Origin of the sequence: Candidatus Avoscillospira sp. LCP25S3_F1 (assembly GCF_052117125.1) — a bacterium.
GTDB lineage: Bacteria > Bacillota > Clostridia > Oscillospirales > Oscillospiraceae > Avoscillospira_A.
In genome coordinates this window covers 40727-59501 of the sequence record NZ_JBQKJT010000006.1, presented here as the reverse complement: position 1 = coordinate 59501, position 18775 = coordinate 40727, and the positions used below count along the sequence as shown (strand labels likewise).

The 18775-nt window shown below is 61.1% G+C and carries 19 protein-coding genes and 1 tRNA gene; 9 read left to right on the top strand and 11 right to left on the bottom strand.

The genetic code is table 11. The features are described from left to right. Positions 1-11 precede the first annotated feature (11 nt). Genes rsxE through ACTQ33_RS06770 form a run of 3 tightly spaced genes read left to right on the top strand, consistent with a single transcriptional unit; the run spans position 12 to position 2172 of the window. Complete coding sequence (gene rsxE / locus ACTQ33_RS06780; RefSeq protein ID WP_441463269.1) at positions 12-695, top strand: electron transport complex subunit RsxE; 684 nt, start codon at positions 12-14, stop codon at positions 693-695. Positions 696-698: 3 nt separating this feature from the next. Then, positions 699-1298: an electron transport complex protein RnfA gene (locus ACTQ33_RS06775; protein ID WP_441463267.1), complete on the top strand. Its 600-nt coding sequence runs from the start codon at positions 699-701 to the stop codon at positions 1296-1298. 16 nt (positions 1299-1314) lie between these two features. After that, entirely contained in the window at positions 1315-2172 is an 858-nt protein-coding gene (locus ACTQ33_RS06770) for an RnfABCDGE type electron transport complex subunit B (RefSeq protein WP_441463265.1), read from the top strand. 81 nt (positions 2173-2253) lie between these two features. Here the strand turns inward: ACTQ33_RS06770 and ACTQ33_RS06765 are convergent, their stop codons facing one another. From ACTQ33_RS06765 to ACTQ33_RS06755, 3 genes are all read right to left on the bottom strand, one after another. Further along, on the bottom strand, positions 2254-2820 hold the full coding sequence (locus ACTQ33_RS06765) for a rubrerythrin family protein (protein WP_441463263.1): 567 nt from the start codon (positions 2818-2820) through the stop codon (positions 2254-2256). A 177-nt stretch (positions 2821-2997) separates the two neighbouring features. Beyond that, positions 2998-3213: a hypothetical protein gene (locus ACTQ33_RS06760; RefSeq protein ID WP_441463261.1), complete on the bottom strand. Its 216-nt coding sequence runs from the start codon at positions 3211-3213 to the stop codon at positions 2998-3000. 120 nt (positions 3214-3333) lie between these two features. Then, positions 3334-3420, bottom strand: a tRNA-Leu gene (locus ACTQ33_RS06755). 339 nt (positions 3421-3759) lie between these two features. On the opposite strand from ACTQ33_RS06755, the gene ACTQ33_RS06750 reads away from it, so the two are divergent. Further along, positions 3760-4698, top strand: coding sequence for a hypothetical protein (locus ACTQ33_RS06750; RefSeq protein ID WP_441463259.1), 939 nt, complete (start codon positions 3760-3762; stop codon positions 4696-4698). Positions 4699-4750: 52 nt separating this feature from the next. Here ACTQ33_RS06750 and ACTQ33_RS06745 read toward each other — a convergent pair whose 3' ends face one another. The 4 genes from ACTQ33_RS06745 to yedE form a co-directional block, all read right to left on the bottom strand. Then, complete coding sequence (locus ACTQ33_RS06745) at positions 4751-6988, bottom strand: hydratase (protein ID WP_441463257.1); 2238 nt, start codon at positions 6986-6988, stop codon at positions 4751-4753. 849 nt (positions 6989-7837) lie between these two features. After that, the gene (locus ACTQ33_RS06740; RefSeq protein ID WP_441463255.1) at positions 7838-8080 is read right to left on the bottom strand and encodes a DUF3343 domain-containing protein; all 243 of its coding nucleotides are present in this window, start codon (positions 8078-8080) and stop codon (positions 7838-7840) included. A 1-nt stretch (position 8081) separates the two neighbouring features. Beyond that, positions 8082-8288 (bottom strand): sulfurtransferase TusA family protein, encoded by a 207-nt coding sequence (locus ACTQ33_RS06735; protein ID WP_441463254.1) that lies wholly within the window; start codon positions 8286-8288, stop codon positions 8082-8084. Then, entirely contained in the window at positions 8285-9379 is a 1095-nt protein-coding gene (gene yedE / locus ACTQ33_RS06730) for a YedE family putative selenium transporter (protein ID WP_441463253.1), read from the bottom strand. Before yedE ends, ACTQ33_RS06735 begins: the two co-directional genes overlap by 4 nt. A 265-nt stretch (positions 9380-9644) precedes the next feature. On the opposite strand from yedE, the gene ACTQ33_RS06725 reads away from it, so the two are divergent. After that, a complete protein-coding gene (locus ACTQ33_RS06725) occupies positions 9645-10787 on the top strand; it encodes an aminotransferase class V-fold PLP-dependent enzyme (protein WP_441463251.1) in 1143 nt (380 codons plus the stop codon). Here ACTQ33_RS06725 and selD read toward each other — a convergent pair. Both selD and yqeB read right to left on the bottom strand, forming a co-directional pair. Continuing rightward, the gene (selD, locus tag ACTQ33_RS06720) at positions 10774-11811 is read right to left on the bottom strand and encodes a selenide, water dikinase SelD (RefSeq protein WP_441463250.1); all 1038 of its coding nucleotides are present in this window, start codon (positions 11809-11811) and stop codon (positions 10774-10776) included. The two genes, ACTQ33_RS06725 and selD, sit on opposite strands and share 14 nt — an antisense overlap. Positions 11812-11813: 2 nt before the next feature. After that, positions 11814-12611 (bottom strand): selenium-dependent molybdenum cofactor biosynthesis protein YqeB, encoded by a 798-nt coding sequence (gene yqeB, locus ACTQ33_RS06715; RefSeq protein ID WP_441463248.1) that lies wholly within the window; start codon positions 12609-12611, stop codon positions 11814-11816. A 103-nt stretch (positions 12612-12714) separates the two neighbouring features. Between yqeB and ACTQ33_RS06710 the strand changes: the two genes are divergently transcribed. The 3 genes from ACTQ33_RS06710 (at position 12715) to ACTQ33_RS06700 (ending at position 15680) form a co-directional block, all read left to right on the top strand. Next, positions 12715-13080, top strand: a complete 366-nt coding sequence (locus ACTQ33_RS06710) for a winged helix-turn-helix domain-containing protein (protein ID WP_441463246.1) — start codon at positions 12715-12717, stop codon at positions 13078-13080. A gap of 96 nt (positions 13081-13176) precedes the next feature. Further along, a complete protein-coding gene (locus ACTQ33_RS06705; RefSeq protein WP_441463244.1) occupies positions 13177-13767 on the top strand; it encodes a GNAT family N-acetyltransferase in 591 nt (196 codons plus the stop codon). After that, complete coding sequence (locus ACTQ33_RS06700; protein ID WP_441463242.1) at positions 13764-15680, top strand: GTP-binding protein; 1917 nt, start codon at positions 13764-13766, stop codon at positions 15678-15680. The genes ACTQ33_RS06705 and ACTQ33_RS06700 overlap by 4 nt, the downstream gene beginning before the upstream one ends. Before the next feature lie 67 nt (positions 15681-15747). Here ACTQ33_RS06700 and ACTQ33_RS06695 read toward each other — a convergent pair whose 3' ends face one another. After that, on the bottom strand, positions 15748-16455 hold the full coding sequence (locus ACTQ33_RS06695) for a GntR family transcriptional regulator (protein ID WP_441463240.1): 708 nt from the start codon (positions 16453-16455) through the stop codon (positions 15748-15750). 58 nt (positions 16456-16513) lie between these two features. Continuing rightward, a complete protein-coding gene (locus ACTQ33_RS06690) occupies positions 16514-17458 on the bottom strand; it encodes a DegT/DnrJ/EryC1/StrS aminotransferase (protein WP_441463238.1) in 945 nt (314 codons plus the stop codon). Positions 17459-17820: 362 nt separating this feature from the next. Between ACTQ33_RS06690 and ACTQ33_RS06685 the strand changes: the two genes are divergently transcribed. Then, positions 17821-18774: an ABC transporter permease gene (locus ACTQ33_RS06685; RefSeq protein ID WP_441463236.1), complete on the top strand. Its 954-nt coding sequence runs from the start codon at positions 17821-17823 to the stop codon at positions 18772-18774. The last annotated feature ends 1 nt before the right edge of the window (position 18775 follow it).

Genomic DNA, 18775 nt, shown 5'->3' with positions numbered 1-18775 from the left:
GAGGCGGAGAAATGAAGAAAGAATGTCAAAAACAGTCCGGCCTCGATATTTTGCTTCGGGGCATCATCAAGGAGAATCCCGTGTTGGTCCTGGTCCTTGGCACCTGCCCGTCCATGGCTACCTCCACATCCGTCAGCACCGCCGTGGGTATGGGGTTGGCGGCCACCATGGTGTTGCTGTGCTCCAATATGCTCATCTCTCTGCTGCGGAAAGTGATTCCCGACACGGTGCGCATTCCCTGTTACATCGTCGTCATTGCCGGTTTCGTCACCGTGGTGCAAATGCTGGTTCAGGCGTACTTTAAAGACCTGTACGACTCCCTGGGCGTGTTCCTGCCGCTGATCGTCGTCAACTGCATCATCCTGGGCCGCGCCGAAATGTTCGCCAGCAAAAACGGCGTCTTCCACTCGGCCCTCGACGGCCTGGGCATGGGCCTGGGCTTCACCCTGACCCTGACGGTCATGGGCACCATCCGTGAGGTCCTGGGCTCCGGCTCCTTCGCGGGCCACGATCTGCCGTTCTTCTCCGAGTATAACATTCCCATCCTCAGCCAGAGCCCCGGCGGCTTCTTCGTCTTTGGCTGCCTCATCGCCCTGGTGGCAAAGGTGACCCATGGCCGCGTCAAACACGAGGCCACCGGCTGCGGCGCCTGCCCCCACCGGGCAGTCTGCGGCAAACTGGGAAAGGAGGCATGAGGTATGGACTTTAAAAATCTGCTCTTTATCATGCTCAGCGCCGTCTTCGTCAACAACTATGTGTTGCAGCGGTTCCTGGGTATCTGCCCCTTCCTGGGCGTGTCCAAAAAGCTGGACCAGGCCGCCGGTATGTCCATTGCCGTCATTTTCGTTATGCTGCTGGCCACCGCTGTCACCTGGCCCATTCAAACGTACCTGCTGGACCCCAACAACCTGGGCTATCTCCAGACCATCGTCTTTATCCTGGTCATCGCCGCCTTGGTGCAGCTGGTGGAAATCGTCCTCAAGCGCTACATCCCCGCCCTGCACCGTTCCCTGGGTATCTACCTGCCGCTGATTACTACCAACTGCGCCATCCTGGGTGTGACGGTGCTGAACATTCAGGAGAAGTACAACTTCGCCGAGGCCATGTTCAACTCCTTCGGCTCCGGCCTGGGCTTCTTCCTGGCCATGGTGCTGTTCTCCGGCATCCGCATCCGCACCGAGCACTGCGACGCCCCCAAGGCATTCCGGGGCCTACCGATTACCCTGGTGTCGGCGGCCATTCTGGCGGCGGCATTCCAGGGCTTCGGCGGCGTAATCAACAGCCTGTTCGGCCGATAAGGAGGGGGAACGGAGTATGGTGAACATCATTCTGACCGCCGCCATTGCCGTGGCCGTCATCGGTCTTGTCTGCGGCGTCATTCTGGCAGTTGCCTCCAAGGTCATGGCCGTGGAGGAAGACCCGCGGTTCCCGGCCATTCGTGCCGCCCTGCCCGGCGCCAACTGCGGCGCCTGCGGCTATGCGGGCTGCGACGGGTATGCGCAGGCGTTGGCTTCCGGCAAGGAGACCCGCCCCAATATCTGCGTCCCCGGCGGCGCGGATTGTGCGGCGGAAATTGCCTCGGTGCTGGGCATCGAGGCCGGTGAGGTGGAAAAGCGCGTGGCCGTGGTCTGCTGCGCCGGTGACTGCACCAAAACCGACGTCCGTATGAATTATCAGGGCGTCAAGAGCTGCGCCGCGGCGCGGCTGCTGTTCGGCGGACCGGACGCCTGTGCCTTCGGCTGTCTCGGCAACGGCGACTGCATGGCCGTCTGTTCCAACAACGCCATCCGCATCGAAAAGGGCGTGGCCGTGGTGGACCGGGACCGATGCACCGGCTGCGGCCTCTGCGCCAATGTCTGTCCCAACCGGGTCATCGGTATTTTCTCGGCCAAACAACAGGTTATCAACGTCTGCTCCAACCTGGAGCGCGGCAAAGCCGTAATCGATGTCTGTAAGGCCGGCTGCATCGGCTGTACCAAGTGCAGTAAGGTCTGCCCCAACAACGCCATCAAGATGGACAATGCGCTGGCCCGCGTGAATCCCCTGCGGTGTACGGCCTGCGGCAAGTGCGTGGAGGCCTGTCCCACGGGCAGCGTCAAATTTGTCTTCGGCGGGCCCAGACCGCAGCCCGAACCGGAGGAGACAGTGGCGCAAGAGGCCCCGGCCGTCTGAATCATTGATAGAAAAGCAAAAAAAGCAGCATGCCCGGCATGCTGCTTTTTTACTATCTATAGCAATTCAAAGAAGAGGGGATCACACAGTTTTCTTGAACGAGGTTTCCTCGAAGGAACCAATGGCGCCGCAGACCTCGCAGACATCGGGGCGATGCTCGTACGTTGCGCCGCAGAACTGACAGCGGTAACCCTGGACCGTCACAGTCTTGGGAGCGGCGGCAGCGGCAGGAGCGGGGGTTTCGGCGGCAACGCCGGCCTCTTGCAGCTTTACCAAGGCCTGCATAAAGCGCATTTCGTGGTCTTTTTCGATCTTGGCGATATTCTCAAACAGAGCGGCAATGTCCTCAAAGCCTTCCTGACGGGCCTGAGCTGCAAAATCGGGATACATGCTGCTCCATTCGCCGTACTCACCGGTAGCGGCGGCCTGAAGGTTTTCGGCGGTGTTGCCGATACCCATCAACTTCTGATAGAGCAGCTTGCCGTGCATGGCTTCGTTGGTGGAGAGGCTGTCGAAAAGGGCAGCGATTTCCGGATGGTTTTCCTGCTTGGCGCGCTGGGCGAAAAAGGTGTACTTGTTCCGGGCCATGGACTCGCCCTGGAAGGCGGCCAGCAGATTTTTTTCGGTCTGTGTTCCCTTGATGCTCATTGTCATTGCCTCCTTAGCAATAATAAGTATTGTTATTAATATTATATACCAGTATTCCGAGATGTCAAGTAGGCGTTTGATAAATTTTTTCTTATGATTTTCTTGCAATATTAATAAAAAAATAAGTCTTCGACTCCAACGGGAGCCGAAGACACGGTTGACGGACGATGGCCGGGTTCAGTCGGGTTTTTCGAGAATTACAAAGGACACCAGCGTTTCCTTGTGGAGATAGTGCTCCAGCTTGGGGTCCACCTCCACCGTCTGGGTGTTCATCTGTGAGACAACCCAGCCCTCCTCCAACAGTTTGTTCAGATGCACCAAATATGGATTGCGGTTGACGTCGGTCTGTTCCGTCACATCGCGGCTGTTGCTGATATAGACTACCTTTTGCATGGACGCCCTCCTGTTTCTGTCGATTGGGGATTGGGTGCGGTGGTATGAAAGGCGGATGGCGTCTTGTTTGTCCCATCCATAATAAAAAGACGCCGGAGCAAAGTGGACTTTGCTCCGGCGTGGTGCCGCTGACCGGGATCGAACCGGTACGGTGTTGCCACCGAGGGATTTTAAGTCCCTTGCGTCTGCCTGTTTCGCCACAGCGGCGTAGAGATATCATACCATTTACCAAGGTGAATTGTCAAGAAAAATCGGACAAACGGTGAAATTTCAGCCATATTCTTGGTATGCAAAAAACGAATACTGTATAGAAACTGGATGCACGTGCGTTGACGGTCTGTTTTTGTGGTACGCTGCAAACGCATGAATTTTTATGGGAAACCAGTCGAAGATTGACAGCGCCGGGCCAGGGCATTATGATAATACCAAATACACCGGCAGAACTGCCGGAATGGGAAGCCATGCGCGGCACACATACAGAAGCAGGCGCGTGCGCGTCGCATTCTCACCGTACCGCGGTATTCAAAGCATGAAGGAGGAGCAATCATGGACCGCTTTTGCACATACTGCGGGAAATTACTGCCAGAGGACGGTGTATGCAACTGTCAGCCGGAGCAAGAAGAAACAAAGTCGCTGGATGCGCCCCGGGAGAGCGCAGAGGTGGCAGAGCCGCAGACGTCCGGAGAGGCTGCGGTCCAGGAGCGCAGCACCCCAACGGACATGGCGGAGGACCGGCCCATGTTTCAGGCGGCTCCGGCCGGAGAGAATATCTATTGGAAAAAACTGAAAGAGCCATTGGGACGCGTGACGTTGTTTCTGCGGGACTACTGGCGCGACCCCATCAAGACGACCACCGGCGTACTCAAGGCGCGGGATTCGGCGCTGGCTGTGACGATGATGGTACTCCATGTGGTTTTGGCCGGGCTTGTGCTGTTTGCTGCCAGCAGCAAATCACTCCATGCCATTGTGGAATCGGTTGCCGGAACTTCCGGTGGCCGGACCGATATCTATGTGCCGTTTTTCACCACTTGGCTCACGGGTGCGCGGATTGCCGTTATTGCGCTGGCGCTATCTGTTTTGGCTGTCTTTTTGCAGATCAAACTGACCCGGGTCAATGCCGGCTTTTATTATGTACTTCTGGCGGTGGGCGTGAATACGGTTTTCAGCAGCGCCGCCCTGATATTGACCGTGCTGTTCATTCTCTTTGGGTGGGGAATGGGCGCGGCCCTGGCGCTGATTCTTGGCGCGGTGTTCTGGTGCGGCCTGATTACGCTGCTGCTGGTAAAAATCTTTGGGGTACCCATGACCGGCGCCCATCTGACCATGACGGCGGTACTTTTGGCGGCGGTGATCTCCATGACCGTTTGGACCGGCGGAAAGCTGTGCGAGCAGGCGGCCGAGGGAATGTTCGTGGCAGGTCAATCTGTGGAAGACAGGCTGGATAACTGGATGGATACCTTCGGCAGTCTCAATGATTTGTTTTGAACGTATGGAACTGAAAAATCGTGGATGCCGCAGCATCCACGATTTTTTGTGCTTATTTTGCGTAATAATTGATGAGACAACCGGAGAGGATGATCTCCCGGTCCTCCGCCGTCAGGCGTTCCAGCTTCAGGGGAATGGTGGTGGAGACGCCGTTTTGCGTCAAGGTGGCGTCGATGGATTCCGCGCCGGACTCCAGGGCGGCCTTGATGCCGGGGATGTACAGCTTGTCACCGGGCTGAATGTTATATTGCACAATATCCGTCACGGTGAACGGCACCATGCCCCAGTTGATCACGTTGGAGCGATAGCGCTTGGTGGCAAAGTCTTCACACAGGTTGGCGCAGCCGCCCAGAACGCGCTGGCAGGAAGCCGCCTGCTCTCTGGCGGAGCCATCGCCGGGCCGGATGGACATGACCACGCTGCCCAAGCCCGTGGTGGCGGCGTCGTGGCCGTCCAGGGCAGCGATCACAGCAGTGGCATTGGGGTTTTCCCGGCGCAGCTGTTCCACGGCCAGCACGGCCTTGGCGCGGCCCACATACTGGGGGTCCTTGCGGCTCAAAGCGAACTCCGACAGTTTCAAGGGATTGGAGCGGTAGGAGGAGGTCTCGCCGGAGGGGATCAGTTCGTCGGTGGTGGTGACAGGGTCATAGATGGCCGCGGCCACGGTGAGATAGAGGTTCTCCGGCATGGGAATCTGGCTGGGCCAGTCGGCGATGTTGGGGCCGAAGACCAGTTCGGCATCCTTCTGGGGATGGCCCACACCGTGGTAAACGCGGCGGTAGGCGGAGTCGTCGAAGTGGTATTCCACAAAGGACTCCTCCGGCTCCAGTCCCAAGTCCATGGCGGAGGTGATGGCGCCGCCGTTGAGGGAGGAAGCGGCAATGGAACGGGCGTCCATCAGTGCCACATAGGACACCTGGCCGTCGCCGGGCTTGGAGCCCTCCCGGTTGGGGAAGTTGCGGGTGGAATGGCGGATGGAGAATGCGCCGTTGGCGGGGACGTCGCCGGCACCGAAGCAGGGACCGCAGAAGGCCGACCGGACAGAGACGCCGGAGGCCATGAGCTTGGCCAACTCGCCGGTGCGGGCCAGCTCCATCATGACGGGCTGGCTGGCCGGGTAGGCGCTGAGCCAATAGGCATCGGAGCCGATGGGCGTACCGTCCAGAATCTGGGCGGCCTTGCGCAGATTCTGATAGGTGCCGCCGGAACATCCGGCAATGACGCCCTGATCGGCGTAGAATTTGCCGTTGCGGATCTTCCGCAGCAGGCTTTCAGGCTTGGTTTTCAGTTCCAGCTTCACCATGGTGTCCTCGTCCACCTTGTGGAGAATGTCCTCCAGGTTGGCGTTGAACTCCCGGATGGTATAGGCGTTGGAGGGATGGAAGGGCAGGGCGATCATAGGCTCCACCTTGCTCAAATCCACCTCAATGACGCAGTCATAGTAGGCGCCGTCGGCAGGGGACAGGGCCTGATAGTCGCTGCCGCGGCCATGGGCTTCCAGAGACTTTTTCACCGTCTCGTCGGTGCACCAGATGGAGCTGAGGCAGCTGGTTTCCGTGGTCATGACGTCGATGCCGCTGCGGTAGTCCATGGCCAGATTGGCCACGCCGGGGCCGAAGAACTCCATGACGCCGTTTTTCACGGTGCCCTGGGAGAACGTCGCGCCGATGAGGGCAATGGCTACGTCCTGGGGACCCACGCCGGGCCGGGGCGCGCCGGTGAGGTAGATGGCAATGACCCGGGGATAGGCGATGTCATAGGTCTTACGGAGCAGCTGCTTGACCAGCTCCGGGCCGCCCTCGCCGATGGCCATGGTGCCGTAAGCGCCGTAACGGGTGTGGGAGTCGGAACCGATGATCATTTTGCCGCCGCCGGCGTACATTTCCCGCATATAGCTGTGGATGACCGCCTGGTGGGTCGGGACAAACTCGCCGCCGTACTTCTTGGCGGCGCTGAGACCGAATACATGGTCGTCTTCATTGATGGTGCCGCCCACGGCGCAAAGGCTGTTGTGGCAGTTGGTCAGCACATAGGGCAGGGGAAACTCCGTGAGACCCGAGGCCCGGGCCGTCTGGATGATGCCCACATAGGTGATATCGTGGGAGGCCATGGCGTCGAATTTGATCTTGAGGAAGTCCATGGACCCGGAGGTGTTGTGCCGGGACAGAACGCCATAGGCCATGGTGCCGGTCTTGCCGGTATCGGGACGCAGACCGGCGGCGATGCCGGCCTCTTCGGTCAGGAACTGGCCATTGCGGTAGAAATGGCCGCCGTTGTGGACGGTAATCATTGGAATGCGCTCCTTTACTACATTGTCGTACTGAATGATATGTGTATCATATCAGGAATCGCGGCCATTTGCAAGAAAAACCGTGATGCCCTGCAAAAAAGTACGGTGTTGCCTGATATATAATAAAGGAGCACCCGACAACATAAGACTGTTGCCGGGTGCTAGATAACTTCAATATTCAAATTGTAAAACTCCTATTCTCTTTGTGTACCTGTTGATTCTACTATCTACTGTATGAAACGTAGTCTCGGAATCGATACCATTCGGTAAGGACCATTGCGGGAAAACAGCGAACATCTATATCCAACAAACAACAAAGATGGAATCGGCTGTGATCCACTCGAGGTACAAAAGTGATCTGTGGATATTCGTACTTGATTGAGATTACAGTCTGTCAGGCCAACTGCCCCAAATGGAATCCAGCAACTTCACATGGCGGTCAGCGACGGCAGTTCTTCGCGCTGGGAAACAAATTGTCTCGGGTACGTCTGATAGCGGGGGATTGTTCCATCGTTCACAAACCCATTGCCGATACACGGCCATCACGCCCGGTCAATTCTTCTTCATCGGTAATCCGACACGCGGAACATGCGGTGCGACCTACAAGATCAGGACTGCTGTGGCTGCGCTATTCCCAACTGCATGCCACCAAAAGGGATTGGGGTTGGACTGCGGCTGTTTAGTACATTGGACTCTCCTCCTTTTCTGGTTTGAAGTGCTTGTTTGTTGTTTGTGACTTCAGTATAGCAGAAAAATCCTGCTTGTCAACGGGGGACAAGCAGGATCTCTGTTCTGTACAAAATGACGGGTATCAAATTGTTTAACCTGATGCCTTTGGTGAAAATGCCGTCAATGACTGTCGCCGGAGAACAAAAGTCTGTAGGAACCGTTCTGTTCCTCGTAGACCGCCTCCAGGTCCGCATCCAGCAGGCCGCGGCAGGGATCGGCGGCTTCGTAGCGGACACAGGTGCCGCAGGAGGAGCTGAGGGCCCGGGGGACCGGGGACATCCGGGCGTCCACGGCGTGGTCCTGGAGCGCCTGACAGGTGAGCATGGCGCTCAGATGGGTGTGGAATGTGGCCACGTACTGCATATCACTTGGTCAGCGTCAGGGCGAATTCCTCGTTCTCCTGCTCCTGCACGGAGACGCGATAGCCCTGATGGGAGGCGTAGCGGGTGATATTTTCCACGGCGCACTGGTTGTCCACCAGCACTTCCACCGTGGCGGGCGCGCCGTCCTTGACGGCTTTCTGCACCATGACCACGGGCATGGGACAGGCGAGACCTCTTGCATCGATCATTTCTGCTTTCCTCCTCTGTAGAGATTGGCGATGGAGATGACGGCCAGGACCACCAGGCCCAGGACCACGGCAATGCGTCCGGCGGGAGCCACGCCGCCGGCGGTGAAGACGCCGTCGGTCATGGCGTCGGCGTTGCCGGCCAGACCGAAGTTGTGGGCAAAGGCCGCGCCCACGATCATGCCCAGGATGGTCACAGCGCTGTCGCCGTTGCCCTCACCGGCCAGGATCAGCTGCCGCAGGGGGCAGCCGCCCAGAAGCGTGGAGCCCCAGCCCGCCAGGGCCATACCCAGAAAACTCCACACATAGTCGTGGTGGGCCACAGGCTGTACGGCGGCGGTGGGATTGAACTGGTTCAGAATCAGATTGCCGATCAAAACCGTCACAAAGATGGCCAGAAGGCCCGTCAGCAGGTGGAAATCCTTAAAGAGCATCATGTCTCGGATGCCGCCGGCCGTACACAGGCGGCTGCGCTGGGCCAGCGCGCCCACCACCAGACCGGCGATGAGAGAGATGGGCAATGCGGCATGCATGGAGCCGGGGCCGGCTTCAGAGAAATACAGGAAAGCGGGCTTGACCAGCAGCAGCACCAGCAGGAAGATCATAATGGCCGGTAGGACGAAGCCCTCGGTTTTCTTGACCTTGTAGGCGCGGCCCAGAGAAAACCCTTTCTTCAGGAAGAGCACGCCCACCAGAATGCCCACGACGAAGCCCAACAGGCCGGCAATGGCGGTCACGTCGCCGCCGCCCAGCCGCAGGACCATCCGCAGGGGGCAGCCCAGAAAGGCCAAGGCGCCCACCATGACGAACGCGCCGATGACGAACCGCAGGGCGGGGGTGGAACCGGCGCGGCCCGTGAATTCGCCCCGCACCAGGGCCATGATGCAGGCGCCCAGGACGAGACCGATGATCTCGGGACGGATGTACTGGACCTTGGCCGCCGTGTGGAGGCCCACGCTGCCGGAGATATCCCGGAGGAAGCAGGCGATACAGAAGCCCATATTGCCGGGGTTACCGGCCTTGGTCAGCACCAGGGCCGCCAAGCCCGTGACAACGCCCGTGAGAATCACGAGCCACGGTATTTTTTTTGTCATTGTCATCCTTCTTTCTTCGTTTTGGCGGTCCCACGCCGTTGTGCCTGCGGCCCTTGCCGAATCGATTGCCCCAAAGGGGCAGCCTTCCGGCAAGTGTCAAACGTTCCTTCGGAGCAGCCGCCCTCGTCCGGCGCCGTTGTCCAATGGCGTGAGACTGCCGTTTGTTATTCTCCTATGAGGATAACGCATGGTGTGGAAAAATGCAAGTTTTACTTTTGCAGTCCGTTGTGTTACACTGGAGAAAATCACAGGAGGAGGAACCACTATGGAGACAGTCTATCTGGACAACGCCGCCACATCCTTTCCCAAGCCGCCCCAGGTCCCCCGGCAGATGGCCCGGTATCTGGAGGAGGTGGGGGCCACGGTGAACCGGTCCGTCTACGGCCCTGCCCAGGCGGCGGGCATGATGGAGCTGCGTCTGCGGCAGCGGCTGTGCCGGCTGTTCCAGTTTGCGCCCATGACCCACGCTGTGCTGACGCCGGGCAACACCTGGGGCCTCAATCTGGTGCTGTCGGGCTATCTGCGGCCAGGGGACCACTGTGTGGTATCCTCCATGGAGCACAACGCCGTCATGCGGCCCTTACAGGCGTTGGCCAGACAGGGCGTGACCTTCACACGGGTACCCTGCGACGCCGTGGGGCGGCTGGAACCCAAGGACGTGGAGAACGCCTTGCGGCCCGACACCCGGCTGGTGGTCCTGGCCCACGGCTCCAACGTGTCCGGGACGATTCAGGACGCGGCGGCGGTGGGAGAGATCTGCCACCGCCACAGGGTTCCGTTCTGTCTCGACGGCGCCCAGACGGCGGGCCATATACCGGTGGATTTCTCTGCGCTGGGCCTGTCGGCTCTGTCGGTGCCGGGCCACAAGGGGCTGCTGGGGCCGTCGGGCATGGGGGCGCTGCTGCTGGACCCGGTCTTTGCGGCCCAGCTGACACCCGTGATCTCCGGCGGCACGGGCAGCGCCTCCGACTCGGAGGAGATCCCCTCCTATATGCCGGACCGCTTCGAGCCGGGGACCCCCAACGTGCCGGGCATCTACGGTCTGGAAGCGGCGCTGGCATATCTGGAATGGACGGGCATCGAGACCATTGCCGCCCACGACCGGGCCTTGACAGCCCGGTTCCTGGACGGCGTCCGGTCCATTCCCACCGTGTCCGTCATCGGACCCGACACGGTGGAGGGCCGGGTGGGGGTGGTCAGTCTCGACTTTCCCGGGCGGGACAACGCCGAGGTGGCCGAGGCGTTGGAGCGGGACTTCGGTATTCTCACCCGCTGCGGCCTCCACTGTGCCCCGTCGGCCCACAAGACCCTGGGAACCTTCCCAAGAGGGACCGTGCGGTTCTCCTGGGGCTGTTTTTCCACGGAGACCGACATTGATCGGGCATTGGAAGCCGTCAGATCAGTTTGATACGGGGGCCGTCCTGATATGCCGATACGACGCCCACCCGCTGGGCGCTGGGGACCACCGGCCGGAGGGCCGCCAGCAGCGCGTCGGCGTCGGCCGGGTCCACGGCCATCAGGAGACCGCCTGCCGTCTGGGGGTCGTAGAGCACGTCCTGGACGGCCAGGGACACATCGCCGCCATCCACGGCACACTCGGCAAATTTCCGGTTGCGGTACATACCCTCCGGCAGAATCCCCATCTCCGCCAGCTCCAGCGCGGCGGGAATCAAATCCATGGCGGCGGTGTCCACGGTGACGGCAACGCCGCTGCCCTGGGCCAGCTCCAAAAGATGACCCAGGAAGCCGAAGCCCGTCACGTCGGTGCAGGCGTGAACGTTGTACTGCACCATCTGGTCCCGGGCGCTCTTGTTCAGCGTCGTCATGAGCTTGTGGGCCAGGGCCAGGGCGTCGGCGGGGCAGAGATCAGCCTTGGCCGCCGTGGTCAGAATGCCGATGCCCAGGGGCTTTGTCAGCAGCAGCACATCGCCGGGCTTAGCGCCGCTGTTGGTGAGCATTTTCTCCGGGTGGACAAAGCCCGTGACGGCCAGGCCGTATTTGGGCTCCGGGTCCAGAATGCTGTGGCCGCCGGTGATGATGGCCCCGGCCTCATAGACCTTCTCATAGCCGCCCCGCAGCAGCTGATGGACGGCGTCCTTGGGCATTTTCTCCGGTACGCACAGGAGATTCAATGCCAGCTTCGGCTCGCCGCCCATGGCGTAAACGTCGGACAGGGCGTTGGTGGCGGCAATCTGGCCGAAGAGATGCGGGTCGTCGGCAATGGGCGGGAAAAAGTCCACGGTCTGGACCAACGCCAGCTCGTCGGAAATCCGATACACCGAGGCGTCGTCGGACTTGTCGAAGCCCACCAGAAGATTCTCGTCCCGGTGGACCGGCAATCCCTCCAGTAGCTGGGCCAGCACGCCCGCGCCTACTTTCGCACCGCACCCGGCGCAGGAGGCCAATTTGGTCAGTTTGACTTCCGATTCCATGTTCAGATACCGCCTTTCTTTGACGCAAAATGGAGGATGGCTTCCAGGACGCCGCCGCCCACGGCCAGCGCCTTGTCGGAGGCACAGTAACAGTGATCGATGGCGCAGCGGGGGTCCACGTCGCCGGATTTCATGCCCTTGTGGACCGGGGTGCCGTCGGCCAGCAGTCCCCGGAGGATGCCGCCGATGGTGCAGGTCATGGGAACGCCGTCCACGGTGGCCGCCACGTCTCCGGCCTCCACCTGATCGCCGATGGCCCGGACGCAGCGGAACACGCCGTCCGCCGGGGCCCGCAGGACCCGTTCTCCGGCAAAGCCGCCGATGAGACCGGGGACGCTGGTGTTGGGCTGGGCGCTGCCGTCGTAGATCACCCGGCCCAGATAGTGGCCCCGCATGGTCTCCACCACGGCGTGGCAGTCCACACCGGCGGTGAAGCCGGGGCCGGCCGCCACCACAATGGGGGCGTCGGTGATTTTTGTGCCCAGGTTCCGCTTGGCCAGAATGACATCGGCCACGGCGTCGGGGCGCAGAGCGGCAATGGCCGTGCCTGCCGGGTCGGCCAGGATGGGAATGTGGCCGTCGGCCAGAACGGCGGCGGCCTGGTCGGGCGTTTCGATGGCTACGGCGGTGACGTCCTCCACCGTGCAGCGGCCATGGACGATGGCTTCGGAGAAACAGACGGTGCGGCGGATGGCCGTGGGGTGGGGCAGATCGGTCATGACCACCGACAGCCCGGCCCGATGGAGCCGCAGAGCTGTGCCGGTGGCAAGATCACCGGCGCCGCGAATCAATACCAGCATAAAAACATCCTCATTTCGTTTCGTGATTCTTTTGTAAGAATAACACCGATGACGCCGGAGGTCAACGGTTGACGGCGGGAAAAAGCCGTGGTACACTACACCTATGAAACAGACGGAATTGCACCCTGTGGTGCGGATACAGCTTTATACGGACGACAAGTGCTTTGGACCCGGCATCGCCCAGCTGTTGGAGCTGGTGGCGGAGCGGAAGTCCTTGCGGGCGGCGGCCCAGTCCATGGGCATGGCCTATTCCAAGGCCTGGACCGTGGTGCGCCGCTGCGAGGAATCCCTGGGGTACCCGCTGCTGCTGTCGTCCACCGGCGGCCGCCATGGCGGCGGCGCGGAACTGACCGACGAGGCCCGGACCATGCTGGCAGGTTACCGGGCCTATTGCCGCGCCCTCAACGAGGCGGCGGAGCGGCTGTTTCCAGAATACTTTCCAGGCCCCGGCGATTCTGCCGGACGGTAACGGCGTTTTTGAATTGGAACACGCCGTCCGGAGGACGGGGCCGGCCTGCTGGAGCGCTGCCGCGGCGGCGCTCTTTTTCTTGTGACGGAGGAATTTATGGTACGCATTCGACTGGCGCGGGAATCGGACGTTCCCGGCATCCTGGACATCTACGGGCCGTACATTTTGAATACGCCCATCACCTTTGAATACACCGTTCCCACGGCGGCGGACTTTACCAACCGGTTCCGGACCATCACCGCCGTCGGCCCATGGCTGGTGGCCGAGGAGGCGGGAGAACTGCTGGGCTACGCCTATCTGGACCGGGCCTTTGAACGGGCGGCCTACCGCTGGGCCGCCGATCTATCGGTGTATCTGCGGCCCGAGGCCGCCGGTAAGGGGTTGGGACGGGTCTTTTACACGCTGTTGGAGCGCATGGGGGCCATGCAGGGTTATCAGGTGCTGTACGGCCTGGTGACCAGCGAAAACGAGACCAGCTGCCGGTTCCACGAGGCCATGGGCTACCGGCTGACGGCGGTGCTGCCGGACTGCGGCTACAAGCTGGGCCGGTGGCACGGCGTCCACTGGTATGAAAAGCGGCTGTGTCCCCCCGGCGACCCCGGCGCGTTTCCCAAGGCCGCGCCGGACATGGACTGGTCTGCCCTGTGTCTGGAGGGCCTGCCCGACGGCTGGGAGGTGGCGCTGTGAATGTGACGCTGGGGATTCTGGCCCAGGTGGACGGCGGCAAGACCACCCTGTCGGAACAGCTGTTGTACCGGGGCGGCGCGCTGCGGTCCGTGGGCCGGGTGGATGACGGCGGGGCCTGTATGGACTTCACCGCCGTGGAGCGGGCCAGAGGCATCACGGTGTTTTCGGCCCAGGCCGTGTTTTCCCACGGGGAAACCCGGTATTTTTTGCTGGACACGCCGGGCCACGGCGATTTCTCGCCGGAGATGGAGCGGTGTCTGGCGGCGCTGGACGCGGCCATACTGGTGATCGGCGCGTCGGGGCCCATTCCGGCCCGGACGGAACGGCTGTGGCAGCTGTTGGAGCGGCGGGGCATCCCCGTCCTCTGCTTCCTCAATAAAACCGACCTGGCCGGGGCCGACCCCGACGGCGTTCTCGAACAGCTGCGCCGGTGGGGCGACGGATTTTGTGGGATGCAGGACGGTCTGACGGATGCGGTCCGGGAACAGGTGGCCATGACCGACGACGCCCTGCTGGAATCGTATCTGGAGGGGACGCTGGACGACGGCGCGTGCTGGGCCGCTGCCGGACGGGCCTTCCGGGAACGGCGTCTGTTCCCCGTGTACCGGGGCAGCGCCCTGAAAGGGGAGGGCATCGACAGTCTGCTGGACGGTCTGGACCGGCTGTGCCGGACGGACTACGACCCCGACGGCCCCCTGGAGCTGCTGGCCTATCAAATCCGGCGGGACAAGCAGGAGCGGGTTTGCTGCTGCAAGATTTTGTCGGGAACATTACGGCCCCGACAGATTGTAAACGGCGAAAAGGTCCACCAGCTGCGCCGCCAGATGGGCGGCAAATGGGAGCAGATTGCCGAGGCCCGGGCCGGGGAACTGGTGTCGGTGACAGGGCTGCAGGACCTGCGGGCCGGAGACCGGGCAGGGGAGACGCTGCTCCATCGGGAATCGGTGGCCCCGCCGCCCCTGCTGGTGGAGGTGCGGGCCGACGCGGCGCCCACCCGTCTTCTGGAGATCTTCCGGCAGCTGGAGGACGAGGAGCCCACCCTGGCCGTTCGATGGAACGAGGGACTGCATCAGCTCCATGTAGCCGTGGCCGGGGAGATGCAGCTGGACGTGCTGACCCAGACGGTAAAGGAGCGGTACGACCTGGAGGTGACCTTTGGGGAACCGGCGGTGGCCTACCGGGAGACCATCGCGCAACCGGTCCGGGGCTGCGGCCACTTTGAACCGCTGCGCCATTACGCGGAGGTCCAGCTGCTGCTGGAGCCCAACCCCAGAGGGACCGGCGTCACCTTTGAAAGCCGCTGTTCCACCGACGATCTGGCGCTGAACTGGCAGCGGCTCATCGAGACCCATGTGTTGGAAAAGGCCCATGTGGGGGCCATGCTGGGCGCGCCGCTCACCGATGTCAACGTGGTGCTCCTGGGGGGACGGGCCCATGACAAGCACACGGAGGGCGGTGATTTCCGTCAGGCTGTCTACCGGGCCATCCGTCACGGATTGTTCCACGCGGAAACGCTCGTGTTGGAGCCCTGGTACCGGTTTACCATCCAGGCCGACCCGTCCACGGCGGCCAAGCTGCAAACGGAGATTTCCCGCATGGGCGGCGTCTGCGACCTGCCGGAGACGGTGGGAAGCTGGACGCGGCTGACGGGCCGGTGTCCCGTGGCCCCCATGCTGCCCTTCAGCCGGGACTTTGCCACCAAAACCCGCGGCGGCGGCAGCTTGCAGCTGGAGCCCGACGGCTACGAGGTCTGTCCCGACGGCGCGGCCGTGGCCGCCGCCTCCGGCTACGACCGGGAGCGGGACACGGAGAACCCCGCCGACTCCATCTTTTGCAGTCACGGCGCGGGACACAGCGTGTCCTGGCGGGAGGCGGCGGACCATATGCACGTGACGGTCCGGGAACCCGGTTAAGCAGGAATACGGAACAAAAAAGGATGCTGCGGCGCAGCATCCTTTTTTTGTTGCGTATGGGCGTCCATCAGCCGTCCTGGGCGGCTTCCTGCATGAGGGAAAGGCGGTAGACCCGCTCGCCGTTTTTGGTGTAGTGGCTGTCCAGCACGCGGCAGGCTTCCTGCAAATCCCGCTTCTGGACGGCGGCCAGAATCTGCTCATGGGCCATGACCAGATTGCCGCGGGTGGGGTGGTCGATGCGGTCGGCAAAGGGGGAGTGGTTGGCGTTGTGGATGGACAGGAACATGGCGCCGTTGAGCGGCGTCAGCAGCTCCCACATCTTCACCAGACGGTCCATCTGACTGGCCAGGACAATCTGCCGGTGGAACCGGGTGTCGGCCATGACCTTGGGATACATGGGGTCCTGGTCGGAGAAGGACCGCATTTCCGCCAGAGCATTTTCCATGATGAACAATCCCTCGTCGCTAATGGTACAGTTGCATTTTTCCAGAGCCATCTTCTCCAGATTGCCCCGGAGATAGAACACCTCGTAGGCGTCCCGGGGCGACAACAGCGCCACGGTGCAGCCACGGTTGGGCTGGTAGTCCACCAGCCCTTCCACAGCCAGCTGCTTCAGAGCGTCCCGGACGGGACCGCGGCTGATACCCAGCGTCTGGGCAATCTCTGTTTCCACCAGCTTCTCCTGGGCCCGGAATTCGCCGTTGATGATCTGCTCCCGCAGATAGTGCAGCGCAATCTCCGCATAGCTGCAGGGGGCGTCGGCGGCTATCTTCATATCATCAGACCTTTCTCTATCTATCTCTAATATGCTCTATATGGGGTGGGCGGGAGCCTCAGGCGTGGGATGCCCACGCCTGCGCATAGGCCCCCAGGGCGTCGGTGATGCGTGCCATATCGGCGGGGGTATAGCGCTGGTCGCAGGGGACGGCCACAATATGGTCGTAGATGTACGCCACGGTGTCGTGGCCCGTCAGGTCCACCACCTCAGCTTTGGGCCAATAGACGGTGGAGCGGATGTCGCGGTCTTTCAAAAAGGCTTGCAGATGGGGACGGTCGTCGGCATAGAGCACAAAGTGGCTGGGCACCGTACCCTCCGGCAGCGTGGAGAACACAGGGGCGAAGCCCTGGGGCGTTTGGGGCATACCGTCCAGCAGCGCCTGGAAATTCTCCCGGCGGCGGCGGGAAATGGTTTCCAGGTCTGCAAAGCGCAGAATGTGCTCCGAGGTCTCGTCGCCGCTGTGGCAGTCGAAAATTCGCCGCAGCAGCATCTCGCCCTCCCAGAACACATTGCCGTCTCCAGTCTCAATGGCTTTGTACCGCAGGTCCAGATGGGTGGGGTCCACCGGCAGACAGGGGACGGTGAAGGCGCCGCCGTACTTGATGGCAAAGCCGCCGCAGGGGACGCCCATCCACTTGCGGAAGCTGCCGGCCACATAGTCGCAGAGGGGGTCGATGCCGTCGGCGGACAGAATCGAATGGGTGGCGTCTTCAAAGATGGTCACCCCCCGGTCCTTGCACCGGCGGACAAAGTCGTGGTCATAGTTGGAAAAGCCGTAGTAGCCGCAGAGGGACAGCACACTGATCTCGTCCAGCACCGCCGGGTCGAACACACTGTGCAGCTGCCGGTCCACCTCGTAGAACCGCAGCTGGTAACCGGCTTTCAGAAAGGGAGCCAGCACCGTCTCACAGGTGTACATGGGGACGTAGGCCACTTTCCGTGTGTCCCGCTGGGCCAGATCCAGCAGGCAGCGGTAGATGCCGCAGCGTCCCGACATCATAAAAGACACGTCGCTGCCGGGCGGACAAATTCTCGAAAAAAATCCATTAGCAGTGGAAAGTGCTAATTCGTTAGAAAAAATTCCTCCAATGGTGCCCATAACTCTATACCTCGAATCTTACTGTTAATTTGTCAGAAAAACCGTTCAAACACCGCATGAATAGGTGGATATTGGCCCGATTTGTTCTACACCCTCTATTATAATATGAAGTCGACAAAAAGAAAAGGGTGTTTTATAAAGAAATATATTGTTGACAATATATGAAAAATTGTATTATAATTTCGACAACGTTGCAGGACAGCGGGGCCGGTCGCCTGTCCAAAACGAATCCCGATCAGAAGACATGGGAGGTAGTCCAAAAAATGTTCAAGTACATCGTCAAGCGACTGCTGATGCTGATACCCGTCATCATCGGCGTTACGTTCATCGTGTTCTTTATCCTGAACCTGTCCCCCGGTGATCCGGCGGCCATCATCCTTGGCGATCAGGCCACGGCGGAGGCCCTGGAGATGAAGCGGGAAGAGCTGGGCCTCAACGATCCGCTGCTGGTCCGCTATGCCGACTACATGGTGGGTCTGGCACAGGGTGATCTGGGCCTGTCCTACCGCAACAGCATCTCCGTCTGGGATCAGGTGGTCGACCGTCTGCCCAACACGGCGCTGCTGGCAGCCTGCGGCATTCTGGTGGCGCTGGTCATCGGCATTCCCATCGGCATCATATCGGCGCGAAAACAGTACTCCCTGTTGGATAACGTGTCCATGGTGGTGGCCCTGGTGGGCGTGTCCATGCCAAACTTCTGGTCGGGTCTTCTGCTGGTCCTGATCTTCGCGGTCAACTTGGGATGGCTGCCGTCCCAGGGCATGGGATCGGGATTCGGCCCCCTGGTCCTGAGCCTGATTCTCCCCTCCCTGACGCTGGGTATGAACTCGGCGGCCATGGTGGCCCGTATGACCCGGTCCTCCATGCTGGAGGTCATCCGGCAGGACTATATCTCCACGGCCCGGGCCAAAGGCGTCAGCGAGCGCGTCGTCACCTTTCAGCATATGCTGCGCAACGCCCTGATTCCCATTATCACCGCCGTGGGATTGCAGTTCGGCAACCTGCTGGGCGGCGCCATGCTGGCCGAGACCGTCTTTTCCTGGCCGGGCCTGGGCCGTCTGATGGTGGAAAACATCAAGTCCAAGGACATTCCCATGGTCATGGGCTGCGTAGTGGTCATGGCGACCATGTTCACCCTGGTGAATCTGGTGGTGGATATCATCTATTCCTTTGTGGACCCCCGCATCAAATCGCAGTATAAGAAGAAGGGACGGTGAT

Coding starts and splice junctions, on each gene's coding strand:
- ACTQ33_RS06775 (WP_441463267.1), top strand. CDS start 699: ATGGACTTTAAAAATCTGCTCTTTATCATGCTCAGCGCCGTCTTCGTC.
- selD (WP_441463250.1), bottom strand. CDS start 11,811: ATGGAATCGGAAGTCAAACTGACCAAATTGGCCTCCTGCGCCGGGTGC.
- yedE (WP_441463253.1), bottom strand. CDS start 9,379: ATGACAAAAAAAATACCGTGGCTCGTGATTCTCACGGGCGTTGTCACG.
- ACTQ33_RS06765 (WP_441463263.1), bottom strand. CDS start 2,820: ATGAGCATCAAGGGAACACAGACCGAAAAAAATCTGCTGGCCGCCTTC.
- ACTQ33_RS06740 (WP_441463255.1), bottom strand. CDS start 8,080: ATGCAGTACGTGGCCACATTCCACACCCATCTGAGCGCCATGCTCACC.
- rsxE (WP_441463269.1), top strand. CDS start 12: ATGAAGAAAGAATGTCAAAAACAGTCCGGCCTCGATATTTTGCTTCGG.
- ACTQ33_RS06725 (WP_441463251.1), top strand. CDS start 9,645: ATGGAGACAGTCTATCTGGACAACGCCGCCACATCCTTTCCCAAGCCG.
- ACTQ33_RS06705 (WP_441463244.1), top strand. CDS start 13,177: ATGGTACGCATTCGACTGGCGCGGGAATCGGACGTTCCCGGCATCCTG.
- ACTQ33_RS06690 (WP_441463238.1), bottom strand. CDS start 17,458: ATGATGTCGGGACGCTGCGGCATCTACCGCTGCCTGCTGGATCTGGCC.
- ACTQ33_RS06760 (WP_441463261.1), bottom strand. CDS start 3,213: ATGCAAAAGGTAGTCTATATCAGCAACAGCCGCGATGTGACGGAACAG.
- ACTQ33_RS06710 (WP_441463246.1), top strand. CDS start 12,715: ATGAAACAGACGGAATTGCACCCTGTGGTGCGGATACAGCTTTATACG.
- ACTQ33_RS06695 (WP_441463240.1), bottom strand. CDS start 16,455: ATGAAGATAGCCGCCGACGCCCCCTGCAGCTATGCGGAGATTGCGCTG.
- ACTQ33_RS06750 (WP_441463259.1), top strand. CDS start 3,760: ATGGACCGCTTTTGCACATACTGCGGGAAATTACTGCCAGAGGACGGT.
- yqeB (WP_441463248.1), bottom strand. CDS start 12,611: ATGCTGGTATTGATTCGCGGCGCCGGTGATCTTGCCACCGGCACAGCT.
- ACTQ33_RS06745 (WP_441463257.1), bottom strand. CDS start 6,988: ATGATTACCGTCCACAACGGCGGCCATTTCTACCGCAATGGCCAGTTC.
- ACTQ33_RS06735 (WP_441463254.1), bottom strand. CDS start 8,288: ATGATCGATGCAAGAGGTCTCGCCTGTCCCATGCCCGTGGTCATGGTG.
- ACTQ33_RS06770 (WP_441463265.1), top strand. CDS start 1,315: ATGGTGAACATCATTCTGACCGCCGCCATTGCCGTGGCCGTCATCGGT.
- ACTQ33_RS06685 (WP_441463236.1), top strand. CDS start 17,821: ATGTTCAAGTACATCGTCAAGCGACTGCTGATGCTGATACCCGTCATC.